At 61.2% G+C, this 14,662-nt stretch carries 16 protein-coding genes and 2 tRNA genes; 5 read left to right on the forward strand and 13 right to left on the reverse strand.

Annotated features, from left to right (window positions below; all coding sequences use genetic code 11):
• Position 1: 1 nt before the first annotated feature.
• Complete coding sequence (locus JMN37_RS05820) at positions 2-2,458, forward strand: zinc metalloprotease (RefSeq protein ID WP_071573092.1); 2,457 nt, start codon at positions 2-4, stop codon at positions 2,456-2,458.
• Between the two features lie 386 nt (positions 2,459-2,844).
• On the opposite strand, the gene cls is transcribed toward JMN37_RS05820, so the two are convergent.
• Genes cls through JMN37_RS05840 form a run of 4 tightly spaced genes read right to left on the reverse strand, consistent with a single transcriptional unit; the run spans position 2,845 to position 6,249 of the window.
• Positions 2,845-4,326, reverse strand: coding sequence for a cardiolipin synthase (cls, locus tag JMN37_RS05825; RefSeq protein WP_071573173.1), 1,482 nt, complete (start codon positions 4,324-4,326; stop codon positions 2,845-2,847).
• Positions 4,327-4,331: 5 nt separating this feature from the next.
• Positions 4,332-5,123: an exodeoxyribonuclease III gene (locus tag JMN37_RS05830; protein WP_252931342.1), complete on the reverse strand. Its 792-nt coding sequence runs from the start codon at positions 5,121-5,123 to the stop codon at positions 4,332-4,334.
• 9 nt (positions 5,124-5,132) lie between these two features.
• Positions 5,133-5,660: a GNAT family N-acetyltransferase, cg3035/Rv0428c family gene (locus JMN37_RS05835; protein WP_252931343.1), complete on the reverse strand. Its 528-nt coding sequence runs from the start codon at positions 5,658-5,660 to the stop codon at positions 5,133-5,135.
• Between the two features lie 16 nt (positions 5,661-5,676).
• Positions 5,677-6,249, reverse strand: a complete 573-nt coding sequence (locus JMN37_RS05840) for a peptide deformylase (RefSeq protein ID WP_070363431.1) — start codon at positions 6,247-6,249, stop codon at positions 5,677-5,679.
• A gap of 16 nt (positions 6,250-6,265) precedes the next feature.
• On the opposite strand from JMN37_RS05840, the gene JMN37_RS05845 reads away from it, so the two are divergent.
• From JMN37_RS05845 to JMN37_RS05860, 4 genes are all read left to right on the forward strand, one after another.
• On the forward strand, positions 6,266-6,481 hold the full coding sequence (locus tag JMN37_RS05845; protein WP_070361851.1) for a DUF3263 domain-containing protein: 216 nt from the start codon (positions 6,266-6,268) through the stop codon (positions 6,479-6,481).
• A 718-nt stretch (positions 6,482-7,199) separates the two neighbouring features.
• Positions 7,200-7,928, forward strand: a complete 729-nt coding sequence (locus tag JMN37_RS05850; RefSeq protein WP_071573094.1) for a LytR C-terminal domain-containing protein — start codon at positions 7,200-7,202, stop codon at positions 7,926-7,928.
• 42 nt (positions 7,929-7,970) lie between these two features.
• Positions 7,971-9,104 (forward strand): glutamate--cysteine ligase, encoded by a 1,134-nt coding sequence (locus tag JMN37_RS05855; RefSeq protein WP_070478205.1) that lies wholly within the window; start codon positions 7,971-7,973, stop codon positions 9,102-9,104.
• Between the two features lie 191 nt (positions 9,105-9,295).
• Positions 9,296-10,507, forward strand: coding sequence for an IS1249 family transposase (locus JMN37_RS05860; RefSeq protein WP_252931344.1), 1,212 nt, complete (start codon positions 9,296-9,298; stop codon positions 10,505-10,507).
• Positions 10,508-10,659: 152 nt separating this feature from the next.
• Here JMN37_RS05860 and JMN37_RS05865 read toward each other — a convergent pair.
• From JMN37_RS05865 to JMN37_RS05900, 9 genes are all read right to left on the reverse strand, one after another.
• Positions 10,660-10,732 (reverse strand) — tRNA-His (locus JMN37_RS05865).
• A 43-nt stretch (positions 10,733-10,775) separates the two neighbouring features.
• Positions 10,776-11,411 carry an oligoribonuclease gene (gene orn, locus JMN37_RS05870; RefSeq protein ID WP_252931345.1) on the reverse strand — a complete coding sequence of 212 codons (636 nt, stop codon included), beginning with the start codon at positions 11,409-11,411 and terminating at the stop codon, positions 10,776-10,778.
• Entirely contained in the window at positions 11,412-12,218 is an 807-nt protein-coding gene (gene cmrA / locus JMN37_RS05875) for a mycolate reductase (RefSeq protein ID WP_071573581.1), read from the reverse strand.
• Positions 12,219-12,223: 5 nt separating this feature from the next.
• A complete protein-coding gene (locus JMN37_RS05880; protein WP_071573580.1) occupies positions 12,224-12,553 on the reverse strand; it encodes a hypothetical protein in 330 nt (109 codons plus the stop codon).
• A complete protein-coding gene (locus tag JMN37_RS05885; RefSeq protein ID WP_252931346.1) occupies positions 12,546-12,974 on the reverse strand; it encodes a hypothetical protein in 429 nt (142 codons plus the stop codon). The genes JMN37_RS05880 and JMN37_RS05885 overlap by 8 nt, the downstream gene beginning before the upstream one ends.
• A 26-nt stretch (positions 12,975-13,000) precedes the next feature.
• Entirely contained in the window at positions 13,001-13,507 is a 507-nt protein-coding gene (locus tag JMN37_RS05890; protein ID WP_252931347.1) for a type II toxin-antitoxin system death-on-curing family toxin, read from the reverse strand.
• 9 nt (positions 13,508-13,516) lie between these two features.
• Positions 13,517-14,089, reverse strand: a complete 573-nt coding sequence (locus JMN37_RS05895) for a Panacea domain-containing protein (protein ID WP_252931348.1) — start codon at positions 14,087-14,089, stop codon at positions 13,517-13,519.
• Between the two features lie 246 nt (positions 14,090-14,335).
• Positions 14,336-14,461: a hypothetical protein gene (locus JMN37_RS11315; protein WP_256472759.1), complete on the reverse strand. Its 126-nt coding sequence runs from the start codon at positions 14,459-14,461 to the stop codon at positions 14,336-14,338.
• An 87-nt stretch (positions 14,462-14,548) separates the two neighbouring features.
• Positions 14,549-14,622, reverse strand: a tRNA-Arg gene (locus tag JMN37_RS05900).
• Positions 14,623-14,662: the final 40 nt, after the last annotated feature.

Raw genomic sequence — 14,662 nt, forward strand, 5'->3', positions numbered from 1 at the left:
GATGCGTTTTCACAAGACAGTGATTGCAGGTGCAGTGACGCTCGCGCTCGGCATGGGCGCAGTGTCGGCCGTGCCTGCGACGGCGTCCCCCGTCAATTCAGATGATGATGCCATCCAGACCCAGCTCCACATCCGGAAGAGCTACCACGAGGCAACCCTGACCTACATGAACCCGAAGTCGGTTGCGGGCAAGTTGGAGAACCAGGTCGGTGTGATCGGCTGGGCCGATGGGCGCGTGGTGGCGCCGATCGCGAAGAGTACGACTGAGAGCTCCCCCGAGGACGGCGTCACGGTGCTGGAGCACACCGACCCGCGACGCGAAGTCACCATGAAGCGCACCTTTACCGTCAAAGGCGACGAGATCAACGTGGTCACCGAGCTGACCAACAACGCCGGAACCGCCCGTGAGCTGGCGATCCGCATGTACAACCACGCCAAGCCAATGAAGGGCACCATGACCGCCGCGCAGTTTGGGGACAGCCTGCGCGGGGAGGACAAGTCCGCCTACCGAGTCGACGCGAACTTCCCGGGTGCGACGGCACTTGCCACCGCTCAGGATCCGGCGACTCTCCCAGAGTGGAACGCGGGCTCTGACAACAAAAACATGGAACGTGGTGAAGTCCTCAGCGGCACCTGGGTCCAGACCGTCGAGCCTGGCGCGACGATGAAGGCCGAGATGACGGTCAAGATCGAAACGCAGCTGGGGGCGTTGGACTCGGATGGTGACGGCCTGCTAGACATCTGGGAAATGCAGGGTGCGAATGTAAATGGCGTCGATATGCCGTTGCACCGCTGGGGCGCCAACCCGTATGAGAAAGACATCTTCCTCCAGATGAACTGGATGAAGTCCGAATGGGAAACCGAGGGCTGCCAGGAAGCGGCGCGCTTCGCCGTCAACCCCGAAGGCTTCGCCCGCTACGACGCCTGCTCGAAGATGAACACGAACGTCTACCGCCCGTCCGGGCTCATCCTGGACCAGCTGGTGAAGAAGTTCGCCGCACACGGCTACAACCTGCACATCGACGCAGGTAAGGGCTACTCCAAGAACTTCGAAGCCCGCGACGACGAATACCGCGGCGGGCCGATCCTTGGCTACAAGGACCACTACTTCAACTCGCCCGAAACGTCCGGCTCGGAGCTGATCACCACGTCGGTGGACCTGCTCAAAGAGCGCGAAGGCATCTTCCGCTCCGGTGTCATCGGCGACCTTATGGACGCCCCCTCCGCCAACGGCTCCATCAACTACGCCACCGGACGCGCACTGATCGGCGGCACGAGCTTCTACGTGTCCAAGAACGCCCGCATGGGCGCCGAGGACAAAGTACGCAACACCATCATGCACGAGCTCGGTCACAACCTGGGCCTGAACCACAACGGCATGCTGTGGGTCGACGGCAAGCGCCAATCCGTCTACGAATGGACCAAGTACGGAGACTGGCTCAGCGATCGCCCATCCGCCATGAACTACGCCTACCAGTTCGTCACCTTCGATTACCAGGAGGAAGACAAGAGCGGCAACCAGGAGGCCCCGCACCCAGGCTGCGCCGGCGCCCCCGACTGCTACGTCGGCGAGTGGTCCGTCCCGTCCGAGTGGAAGAACCTCAACGTCAAGGCTGGCGGCATCGGTGACGTCTCCGTCAAGCCCGCCGAGTCCGACTCCGAGTCGGACAAGGACGCCGAGAAGCGCCGCGGCATCGAACGCGACGCCCGCGAACTCGACGCCGCCGCTGCCCTCAAGAACGACGGCAAGGCCGACTTCTACATGGCCGACGAGAACAGCATCGCCACCGTGCGCACCGACAACAAGGTTGTGGGCACCATCGGCAACCGTGGCTACCACGACCATGAGTTCACCGTGCGCGCATTCTACGGCAAGGAACTTTCCCGCATCGCCCCAGTCCAGACCATCAAGGTCAAGGGCATCGGCGACGCCAAGGAAGCCGGGCCGCAGTCCCGCAAGGAAATCCAGATCCCAATCCCGGACACGCAGCGCCTGTACGGCTCCTACGTGCCGGTCTACATCCAGATCGAAAACGAGTCCGGCGAAATCGTCTTCAGCGAGCTTTTCGACATCAGCCTCCTCGACTACACCGAGGACGAGCTGCGCCAAGTCAGCACCCAACTCGGTGACTCCGTGCTGGGCCAGCGGGCATCCGCACTGCTCTCCCAAGGTAAACTCGGCGACTTCCAGGACACCAACCGCCGCAACCTCGCGGACACCAAGGAACTGAAGCAACCTAAGCGGCCATCGACGCCACCAACCACGTCGGCAAAGCCATCGCCTTCAGCGGCCCCGAGCACCGCGGCGCCAGCTGACCCAACCACGCAAGACGCCAAGGCCACCGACAAGGGCGGCGTCGACGAGAAGACGCGCAACACGATCCTGATCGTTGTCGGCGTGCTGCTCGGCATCCTGGGCCTGGGCGGCGCGGCCGCCGCCGTGATGGCGAACAAGTAGGTCGCTTATTCGCCCGACGCACCAAATTCCTTGGTTTTGGCTAGGGTTCCGGCGTTTTCCCAGGTCGCTGGTCGGTCGTGGGGGAATTTGGTGTTTGGCGTGTGAGGGCGCGCACCAAATTCCAGTTCACCCCAAATGCGCGACCTGAGGAAACGTAGGGTTTGCTCGCGAAAATCCAGGAATCTGGTGTCTAGCTAGATGGGGGGACACCAAATTCCCGGGTTCGAGCACGGGGCCTCGGCGTTTTCCCAGGTCGCTGGTCGGTCGTGGGGGAATTTGGTGCGCCTGGCTGTGGGGCAGTGCCAAAGGACGCAACCAGTTTTCCGTGACCTGGGCTTTTGCCGGGTTTTTCGGATGTGGTTGCGTCCTTTGGCACTGCCAGTGAACTACTGCAGCGCCGAGGTCAGCTTCATCACGTTGTCGATGTAGCGGCGGTACCACGGCCGCGTGTTCCAGCGCTCCAGCGTGAGCTCCCGCGTCACGGACAAGTACGTGTCGGCGAGGTGGTTGAGGTTGCGGAGGAGGGGGCCGTCGCAAATTAAGAGTGAGCTTTCGTAGTTGAGTGAGAAACTGCGAATGTCCATGTTGGAGGAGCCGAGCACGCCGACGGCGGCGCCGGGCTCCTTCGAGGTGGGGTCGACGAGCAGGAACTTGGTGTGCAGGACGTAGGGGGCGGGGAACTCCCAGATGTGCACGCCGGCCTCGAGGAGCTGTTGGTAGTAGGAGGACTGGGCGTGTTGCACCATGAACTGGTCCGCCTTCTGCCCGACGAGCAGGTCCACGCGCACGCCGCGGTAGCAGGCGGTGGTGATGGCCTCCAGCAGTGAGTCCTCGGGGACGAAGTAGGGGGAGCACAGCACCAGGTGTTCTTTGGCGTGGTGGATGAGGGTGTTAAACATCCGCAAGTTCGGTTCGGCCTGGTAGCCGGGTCCCGAGGGGATGAGCTGGACCAGGTTGGCATCCGCGGGGGCGCCGAGGTCCAAGGGGGCGGTGAGCTCGATGGGTTCGCCGGATTCGGAGTACCAGTCCACGGCGAACAGCGCCTCGATGGAGGTGACGATGGGCCCTTGGAGTTCCACGAAGGCGTCGACCCATTGGCGTCCGGCGGCGCGGTGTTGGCGGGTGAGGTAGGTGCGGTCGATGAGGTTCATGGAGCCCATCATGGCGGTGTGGCCGTCGATAAGGATGAGTTTGCGGTGGTTGCGCAGATCCGGGCGGCGGAAGCGGCCCTTGAGCAGGCTCAGCGGCAACATGAGGTGCCAGTGGATGCCGGCCTTCGTCAGGCGCCGTTTGAGCGCGCGGAAGCCGGGGTATTTCATGGAGCCGATGTGGTCGAAGAGGAGGCGGACGTGGACGCCGCGGGCCACGGCACGCTCCAACGCCTCAAACACAATGGCGGTGGTGTTGTCCCAGGCCACCGCGTAAATCTCGATGTCGACGTACTCTTCCGCCTTATCGACGAGCTCCGCAATCCGCACCATCGTCTTCTCGTAATCCGCCCACATGGCGACCGCGCTACCGTGCACGGCGGGGAAGCCGGTCAGGGTGCGGTTCAGCGTGATCATCGAGGTCACTTCCGGGTTCGCCTGCTGACCGGCGGGAATGTCCGGGATGTCGGAGTAGACGTCGTTGAGGACGGCGTTCGCTTCCTTCTGGATGCGGTGGCGCCGCTGCGAGACGTACTTGGACCCCATCAGCAGGTACAGCGGCAGGCCCACGAACGGGAGCAGCAGAATGAGCAGCAGCCAAGCGTTCGCGCTCGACGGCTTGCGGTTCGACGGCACCACGCCAATCATGACGAACTTGATGGCGTAGTCGATGCCCATGGCGATGAGCTGCCACAGGGAGAGGCCACTGAACAGAGACAACATGGCTACCGCACCTGGTCGAGTGCGAGGTCGGCGGTGTCGTAATCAGCGATGACGGGCGCGTGATCCGATGCGCCCTTGTCGTCGCGCTCCGCCACGTCCACCCAAGCCTGTTGCAGGCGGCGGGCGAGAGGGGGCGTCGCTAAGTGGAAGTCGATGAGCATGCCTTCGTTCTTGGGGAAGCGCATGGACTTGTAATCCCAGAACGAGTACGGGTCCGCGTGGCGGATCTCCTCCAAGCCGGACTCCAGCAGCATCTGGAACGCGGCGCGCTCCGGCTCCGTGACGTGCGTCTTGCCCTCAAACCAGGCGATGTCCCACACGTCCTCGTCGCGCGGCGCAATGTTGAAATCGCCCGTGAACAGCTGCAACGTTTGCGGGTCCACGGTCTCGCGCAGAGAGTAGAGGAACTCGAGTTTGTATTCGTAGTGTGGGTCGCCGATCTCGCGCCCGTTCGGCACGTACAAGCTCCAGATATCGACGCCCCCACAGCTCGCCCCAACCGCCCGGGCCTCCACAACCGGATCTCCCTTCTTCGCGAACGACGGCTGGCGCTCAAAGTGCGTCCGCACGTTCTCCAGCCCCACCCGCGACGCGATGGCCACACCATTCCACTGGTCGTAGCCCACGTGTGCGACCTCGTAGCCCGCCGCCTCGAACGTTGAGTAGGGGAACGTGGCGTCCTTCGTCTTCGTTTCCTGCATGGCCAACACGTCGACGTCGTTGCGGTCGAGGAAAGCGGCGATCCTCTCCGCCCGCGTACGTACAGAGTTCACGTTCCAAGTGGCGATGCGCATGCCAATATCCTAGCGCAGACGCAGGACACGCCGCCGATGATGGTCATCGCCCACGATCTCCTCCGGGCCGACCTCCCACAGCTCCGGGTGTCGCGCCGCGTGCTTCTCCGCCGCCTTGCCGATGCGCTCCGGCACCAACAGGCGCACTGGGAGGGAGTGGGCGTCGTAAAAATCTTTGAGCTCGGTGAGTGGCAGCGGTGCGAGTGCCGCCGACGGGCCCAACGGCACTGCCGTATTATCCTGCGGGTTCGCGGCGCCCGCGCGGGCCAGCCACCCCTCGACCCACTCCTGCACCGGTGCCGGGTTCGCCTCCGCGAGCTCCACTTCTTTTCGACGAATCTCCGAATTCCGAACCGTCCTCGGCGCCAACGAACGCACCGCCACCGGCTCCGTGATGGTCACCTCGCGCCCATCGCGGCGGCGCACCCGTAACGGGTCCACCCCGACGACCTCCCCGAGCGCCTCATTGACCCCGGACTCCGTGCGGTAGCGGACCGTCACCCTGCCCCCAACAGTGGGCGCTTCCTGGCGAAACATCTTGGCTATAGTGCCTTTAGTGTCCGAATGGGTCTTCGTCCGTGCCAGGCAGCCATGTGTTGCCCGGCTCCGTCCACCCATTCGCCTTAATCGCGCGCTTTGCCTCGCGCTTGTAGCGGCCGGTGAGCACGTCCGTGTACACAAAGCCGTCCAGGTGGCCGACCTCATGCTGCAGACAACGCGCGAAGAACCCAGTGCCCTCGACCTCAATCTCGTTGCCGTTCTCATCCAGGCCGGTGACCTTGGCCCAGTCCGCGCGGCCGGTGGGGAAGCCCTCGCCCGGGACGGAGAGGCAGCCTTCGTCGTCCTCGCCGTCGTCGCGCGGCATGGTCTTCGGGATCTCGCTTGTCTCCAGCACCGGGTTGATCACGGTGCCGCGGCGCATCGTGTCGCCGTCAGGGCAGTGGTACACGAACAGGCGCAGCGGCACACCAATCTGGTTCGCGGCCAGGCCCACGCCGTTGGCGGCGTCCATCGTTTCGTGCATGTCCGCAATGAGTTCCTGCAGCTCCTCGACTGGTTGCTCCACCGGCTTCGTCGGGTTGTGCAGGACAGGGTCGCCATAAATAACGATCGGTCGAATGGTCATGGCTACCATAATAGGCATGCCTGAGCAGCTTTCAGATTCGGACCGCGCCATCCTCACCTTCGAGGCCCACGCCCCGCGCGCCATCGGCGCCAAAGAAGAGGCCATCACCACCCAGCTCGGGCTCACACCGGTTCGCTATTACCAAAAACTCAACCTCCTTCTCGACGACCCCTCCGCCCTTTCCGAATTCCCACAACTCGTACGCCGCCTGCAGCGCCTCCGCGACCGTTGAGCCGCTCCTCTCTTCGAGCTGTGAAAAAGTTCCCGCGCCCGGGAACTATTTTGCGTTTGGGGCCGGCTCCGGTCGACCAACGCTTTCGTTTCCCCAGGTCGCGACGTTTGTTTACGAAGATTGTTCCCCGACCCGGCGTGATCGCGCACCAGATTCCGGGTTTTCCCCTAGCGACCTGGGATTTTCCAAACGTGCCCGCCAAAAACCAGGAATCTGGTGCGCGTCCCTCCCACTCAGACACCACATTCCTGTTTTTCGGCAAGCGGATCTGCGAAAGTCCAGGTCGCATAATTCCATGCAGGAATTTGGTGCGCACCCGGCCCGCTCCTCGCCCCAAACTGCTCGTAGCGTGCGCTTAGAAGCGTGCGATGCAGGTCGCGCATTTGCACCCAGCCCGGTCGATTTCCGGCGACCAGCGTCGCACTCCTTAAACACCTCGACCGGAACGAAAGCGACAGGAGAGAGCACTGTATGTAGCGCTCAACTTGCGGCCGACACGGGCTCGCAACCGCCAGGTTTGATACCTTTTTCGCTCGTAGCGTGCGCTTAGAAGCGTGCGATGCAGGTCGCGCATTTTCACCCAGCCCGGTCGATTTTCGGCGACCAGCGTCGCACTCCTTAAACACCTCGACCGGAATGTACTGACGGTTGGCGAAACCGGGAACGCGGTGCGCGTGGGAAGGTGTAAACGTGTGCAAAAACGTTTAGAGTGACGCATGTGACTAATGTGAATCCTGAGAACGAGTACCAGGGCGCCCACCGCCGCGCCGAAGAGGACGACTACGACCAAAACTACGAAGCGGCGCCGGCGGCGGCGTTCCCGAAGCGGGGCGTCGCGATGATCCTGCTGGCCGTCGCGGCACTTCTGCTGCTGTGGGGCATCTACGCCATGAACAAGGGCGACGGAAACCAGGACGCGGCCGCGCCGGGCTCCACCGAAGCCACGACCGCCCAAGCCACCCAAGCAACCCAGGCAACGACCGCGATCTCGGCGCCGGCGAACTCGTCGGAGCAGGCGCAACCAAGCGAGCAGGAAAAACCAGCCGAAGAAGCCAAGCCCACCGAAAAGCCAGCCGAGCAGGAACAGCCAGCGCCAGCCCCCGCCGGCCTGGCCCGGGAGCAGGCGCAGGTGTACGTCTACAACAACTCCGGCATCCCGGATCTGGCGAACCGGACCGCCGGTGACCTCGCCGCCCATTACAACGTGGCGAACCGTTCCAATGACGCCGCCGCGATGAACATGCCGGAGCAGACCTACGGCGCGTTCCCGCAAACCTTCGTGTTCTTTAACCCGAACACTCCGGGTGCTGACGCGGTTGCGGCGGAGCTCGCGCAGCGGATCGGTGGTACGCCTCGGGCGACGACGGATGTGCCGGCGAATACGAGTTTGCCGCGGGAGGCCGTCGAGAAGCCGGAGGCGATCACTGTCGTCCTTGCGGGAGAATAAAACCCCCGCGCGGGCCCAGCGCAGCGTTTAGACTGGCTACTTATGGATCCATACCGCGAGTTCGCCCGTTCCCCCGAGCCGACACTGGGAGTGGAGTGGGAGATCTGTGTTGTCGATAAGGAGACGCGGGACCTGGTACCCCGCGCCCCCGAAATTATCGACGCCATCTCCGCCACGAACCCCAACGTGCACCTCGAGCGGGAGTTCCTCCAAAACACGGTCGAGCTGGTGACGCCGGTATGTAAGAATACGAAAGAGGCCGTCGATAAGCTGGCGGAGAGCTTGGCCGTCGTGCGCGCCGAAGCTGACGCCCGCGACCTCGACCTGTGGGCCAGCGGCGGCCACCCATTTTCCGACTTCCGCGAGCAAGCCCTCAGCCCCAAAATTTCCTACAAGGAAATGATCAACCGTACTCAGTACTGGGGTCAGCAAATGCTGCTGTGGGGTATTCACTGCCACGTCGGCATCAGTCACGAAGACCGCGTCTGGCCAATCATCAACGCGGTGATGACGCACTACCCGCACCTGCTCGCCATCTCCGCATCCAGCCCCGGCTGGGACGGGCTGGACACCGGGTACGCCTCCAACCGCACCATGCTCTACCAGCAGCTTCCCACCGCCGGGATGCCGTACCAGTTCCAAAGCTGGGCCGAATGGGTCCAATTCATGGACGACCAGCGCACCTCCGGCGTGATCAACCACACCGGCTCCATGCACTTCGACGTCCGCCCCGCGGCCAAGTGGGGCACCATCGAAGTCCGCATCAGCGACGCCACATCCAACCTGCGCGAACTCGCCGCGGTCGTCGCACTGACTCACTGCTTGGTCGTCTACTACGACCAACTTCTCGACGCCGGCGAAGCCCTCCCCACGCTCCAGCCCTGGCACGTCGCCGAAAACAAGTGGCGCGGGGCCCGCTACGGCCTCGACGCGCTGGTGATCACCAGCCGCGACACCGACGAACGCTGGCTCCGCGACGAACTCGTTACGTTGGTGGACACCCTGCAGCCTGTGGCTGCGCAGCTTGGGTGCACGCGCGAGCTGAACCTGGTGCTGGAGATCATGCAACGCGGCGCCGGCTACCAGCGGCAACGCCGCATCTACGAGATGACCGGCTCTTGGCATGACGTTGTCGCCGCGACCTGCGCGGAGATGCAGGAGATGACCTGGGGGTAGGCCCTACCTAGCTGCTGCGGCTTAAGGGACATTTTGTGTGTGTAAATCTATCCGGTTTCCCGGGATGACCTCGGCCAGCAACCAGATATGGTTTTCAAAACAGTTCCATTCGCCCGTTTCGAGAAATCAACACCGAATACCACCACACCTGTGGTATAGGCTCCGACCGTGGTGCGGTAAGGCCAATTGCTATGGCAATCACAAACCGGCCGTCTTGCCCACTATGCGGCCACACACTGATAAAAAACGGAACCACAACCGCAGGCACACAACGCTGGCGCTGCCCGAACTGCAACGCATCCACAATCAACCCCCGCGCCCGCACCAACGATGTACGCCACTTCAAAATCTTTCTCGACTGGATCCTTTCCGGGGAACCCGCAGACCGCGTCGCTCAACGACACAAGGTGACCAGACGCACCTTAACCAGATGGTTTCAACTGCTGTGGTTTATCACCGTGCCCAACATGACAGACCCATATCGCGTCTACGACCAAGTCTTTATCGACGGCACCTACTTCCACAAGAAATGCCTGCTCGTTGCATGTACGGACACACACGTCATTGCCTGGCACTGGTGTTTGCGGGAAAGCTCATCGGAGTACCTCAAACTCCTCGACAAGATCGCCCCACCGCTAATCATCACCACTGACGGCTCAGGAGGAGCCTTAAAAGCAATCCGGAGTAAATGGCCCCACGTAGCCATCCAGCGCTGCTTAGTCCACGTACAACGCAACACGTTTAGCGATATCAGTAAAAACCCGATCCACCCAGCACATAAAGCAATCCGCAAGCTTGGCTACATGCTCGTCAACGTTGCTGATACCGATGATGCCGCACGGTTTATCGCCGCTGTACACACCACCCGCATCACCTTTGACGACTGGCTCAAACAACGCACCTATCGCCGTGATATCCCCCAAGGTCAAGTACCAACATGGGTCAACGACACCCAACAATGGTGGTACACCCACCGCAATGCACGTCGTGCACTGCGCAGGTTTGAAAAGCTCATCCAAGACGACCAACTCTTTGTCTTCCTCGCCCCACCAGAGGGCGTGACACAAGATGTAAAAGCCACCACGAACCTGTTAGAAGGCGGGATAAACAAGCAGCTCAAAGACAAAGCTGGCCAGCACCGTGGCATGTTCGATGAACATCAACGCATCACCATGGATTGGTGGCTATACATGCACACGCAAGACCCGGTACCGCCTCTTGAGCTTGCCCGGCAACAAGACTTCGGACGCGTCGGCGAGAAGGCCGCACGAGCTGCGTGGGCCAGAGAAGAATTACAACGCCGCGGTCACCTGGATGGGCGGCCGAAAGAATTCGATACCGGCATTGATGGTCAGTGGAACCCCAGCTTAGGCGTGAGAAAAGGGTGGGCTGGACGCAGCTAAACACACACAAAATGTCCCTTATCGCGACACGCCGTAAAAACACACAAAATGTCCCTTAAGCCGCTTAACCCAACAATTCTTGGCTTAACGTACCTGCTGTCAAAAGCAATGTACCCCGCAACCTGCTTGTGCAGGTTACGGGGCACTCTCGGGGTGGCTGACGGGGCTCGAACCCGCGACACCCAGGATCACAACCTGGTGCTCTACCAGCTGAACTACAGCCACCATCGCTGTTTTTCAACAGCGGGAACTACTTTACAATGAAAGCCTAGGATTGCAAAAACCGCTGGTAGTGGGCGTGTGCGGCGGCTGCAGCGTCGGCGGCCACCTCAGAATCCGGTCCTGGTTCCGGGGTGAATACGCAACGCCGGTAGTAGTCGAGCTCCTGGATGGATTCCACGATGTCGGCGAGCGCGCGGTGCGCCAGCCCCTTCTCGGGCTGGTTGTAGTAAGCGCGCGGGAACCAGCGGCGTGAGAGCTCCTTGATGGTGGAGACGTCGATCATGCGGTAGTGTAGGGCGGCGTCGAGACGCGGCATCTGCTCCTGGATGAATGACCGGTCGGTGGCGATGGAATTGCCAGCAAGCGGCGCTGGGTGGTCTGGGTCGCAGTGCTTTGCAATCAGCGCGAGGACCGCGTCCTCAGCCTCCTTGATGGACACGGAGGAGGAGCGGATCTCGTCGAGAAGCCCGTTCTCGGTGTGCATGTTCAGGACGAAGTCATCCATCTCCGCGAGCTCATCTTCGGTGGCGTGGACGACGAGGTCCAAGCCCTCGTCGAGAATCTCAAGCTGGGCATCGGTGACGAGCGCTGCGACCTCCACGATGACGTGGCGGGACGTATCCAGGCCCGTCATCTCCAGGTCGACCCACACGATGCGGTCGTTTTTTGCAGGGACATCCATCTATTCTTCTCCCATCTTTGCGTAGAACCGCCCCATGATCGGGGCGAGGGCGCCGCGCGGAGCGTACGTCGATACGAAATCCATCACCTTGGAAAGCGGACCCGGCACTACGCGGCGCTTGTTGCTGCGCATCGCGCTGATGGTGTCCTTCGCGCAGGACTCGTACGTGGTCCAGAGGAAGTCCGGCACCACCTTGTCCACGATCGACTGCTCCTCCTCAGGAACCTCAGCCTCACGCACCGGCCCCGGCGCGAGCAGAGTGCAGTGTACGCCGCTGTCCTTGAGCTCATAGTGCAGGGCCTCCGTAAACGTATTGACGCCCGCCTTCGTAAACACGTACGTGGCATTGTTCGGGATCGGCATGTTACCTGCTGCCGAGCCCACGTTGCACAGCGAACCCTCGCCACGCGGCACCATTTGGTCGAGCACCGCCTTCGTGATGCGGAACACCGCCGTGGCGTTGAGGTTGAACTGGTCCGTCTCGTAGTTCCAGTCCTGCTTCATAAACGGACCAAAGGAGGCGATACCGGCGGAGTTCACGCAGATGGTGATCTTCTTCTGCCCGATGTAGTCCAGCAGTGCGGTCACGTCGCGCTCCTTGGACAGGTCTGCCGCGAAGACTTCGGCGTTGATGCCGTGCGCTTGTGCCAGCTCGTTGGCAAGCTGCATCAGCACCGCTTCTCGACGCGCCACCAGCAGTACGTTATATCCAGCAGCAGCAAGTTGGCGCGCAACTGCCTCACCGATGCCCTGTGAAGCGCCGGTAATCAGCGCGAACGAATCAGTAGTTGGGGAGGGAAATGTCATGCACCTCAGGGTACCCGACTGCCCGACTCCGCAATCGAGCGCAACTCCTCGATACAGTCCTGGTATGCGCGGGCACCGGTAGCGGTCAGAGAGACCCAGTCCACGTTCTTGTCCGGGTTCGCCTTGCGGTCCGTAAACAGGGAGACGTAGCCGGCTTCTTTGAGCGCGTCGATGGCCGTGAGGTAGGCGTCGCTCTCTAGCTGGGTGAGAGTACGCAGCCGCTTGGGGTGCATCTCCTTGTTCTCTGCGGCGCCGACGTCGCTGGTGGTGGACTCGGCGGCAAAGAGTGCGGCGCAGATGCTCAAGCACGAGGGTTGCAACAAAATATCAGGCATTGGTCCTCCAGCTCCTCGCGTACGTAACGACGAAAACGACGGTCGCGAACGCGCCGAGCAGACTCGAGAACACCTTGTTCTGAAGCGGGGCGACCTGCAAGAGCGATATGCAGAGGAAGTACACGCCGAAGGGAAGAAACGACATTTTTGGGTCCTCTTTGACCGGCTGTCGGATGCTTGAGCGCACGCCGTTTGACCTGCGTCGCTCGATGACAACGATGCACCCGATACATGGCACAAACAGGAGGAACGGCCAAAACTGGTCGAGAACAAAGATCAGCGGCAGGCTCGCCCCGAAGCAGACCGCCGCGCACAAGATCCACCCCCAAGGAACGGCCGGTTTCTCCCGGGTGCGTTCCTCGGTTTCATGCGCTGCGGCCAGCAACTCGCGGGCCTGAGCGGAAGACATTAAGACGGACATGGCGCCATGGTACATCGGGGGCGATGCTATTTTTGTCGGTAGCGTCGCGCTAGACCATCAATGTCGGCCCAGCGTTGAAATGCGCGGCTGGTGTGTGCGATGACCGAATCCAAATCCGCGGCATGTGTAACGATGTACTCCATCAGTCGGGCGCCTTCTTCGCCTGCGGCTAAATCAGGTCCCTTGCCCTCTGGCTCTCGGACATGAACCGAAAACAAGCGCAGATAAGTGAGCCCAACGATAAGTGCGGTGCGCTTGTTGCCATCGGCAAACGGATGGTTATTGGCTATATGGACGGTCAGCGCGGCTCCTCTATCAAACACCGAGGCGTACCGGGGCTGGCCGCTGAATAACTGGGACGGGGCGTAAACTGCACTTTCCAAAGAAGCCCGGTCCACAGTAAATCCAAGATAACTCTCCGGTTCTCCGTTCGCGTTTACACGATCCCCGCAGCCTTGATTCACTGCGCACGCCAACTCCACGAGCATTTGAGCTAAAAGCTGCTCTCTGGAAGCTTCACTGTGGTCAGACAATTGCGTTGATTACCGGTCCGCGAGGAGTGAAAGGGTGTTGTGCCATTCCGCTTCGACTTCATGTGCAGTGGCAAGCAGATGATCGAAGCTAGGAAGGTGATCCACGTCTGGCAGGGAAGGCGAGTCTGGGACAGAATGTCCTGACTGGAGCAACTCCGTGAACTCTTCGCGCATCGTGGTCATGCTCAAAGCGCTGCTACAATGCGTGCCCCCGACCGCGTTGCTGCGTGCTTCCTGCCAAGCTCGACCGTGGCTCATGTCTGACAACTCCGCGGATGTCAGCGAGCCGTAGAAGTTCACAACGCTTTCAATCGTTGCTCGGGCAAATGACGAAAGTGTTGAAGAATCTCCTCCAGGAACATCTGGAATGGTCCAGCCACGCGCAACGTTTTCTGTACTGCGGCGGAGGTCATAGGGGACGGGTCCTTTTGCCCAAGCTTGCAGCTCTTCTTCAAATAATGGCATTCCGGTCCAGGCAAGGTGCCAGCCTTGGGAAAAGAAGCAGATTTTGTAGAGCTTCATCTTGTCAACGCCGGGAATGAGCTCAGTCACATACTGGCCGACGTCAAGAATATTGGACATAGTGATCACCAACTTTTAGAGAGCCTTCAGGATCCCCACCGGTACTCGAACCTAATAGACCGCTATCCTACCAGCACATACGAGTGTGCTACGAGTTATTTTGTTTTGTTCGTGGGCTGTTCTTTACGGGACTGCCGGGGCAGCTGGCGCGCCACGTGGCAGGGGAGACGCCACAGTGCTCGGCACATTCCGGAACGTGCCATAGGCGCGCCCTTGTCAGCTCATCGATAATGATGGGGTGCATGGTTACGCTGTCTTTTTGTTCTTGTCGATGCCGTAACCGACGGCAAGGAAGGCGAGACCGAAAAGAGGGTTGGCGCCTGCAAGGGTGGTGATGATGCCGGTTCCGGCTCCGAGGAGGGTAAATCTCATTGTGGCTCCTTTCTTCAAAACCCACCATACCAGCAAAAACACCCCCGCCACCAGGCAAAACGCCAGGCAGCGGGGGTAAACGAAAAGCGCCCCCAGCAGGATTCGAACCCGCGACACACCGGGTAGAAGCCGGTTGCTCTAATCCACTGAGCTATGGAGGCTGAGCTGGGCGTCGATAAATCGGCGCCCAAGCCTTCGATA

Origin of the sequence: Corynebacterium lipophilum (assembly GCF_024102595.1) — a bacterium.
In the GTDB taxonomy this organism is placed as follows: Bacteria; Actinomycetota; Actinomycetes; order Mycobacteriales; family Mycobacteriaceae; genus Corynebacterium; species Corynebacterium pseudogenitalium.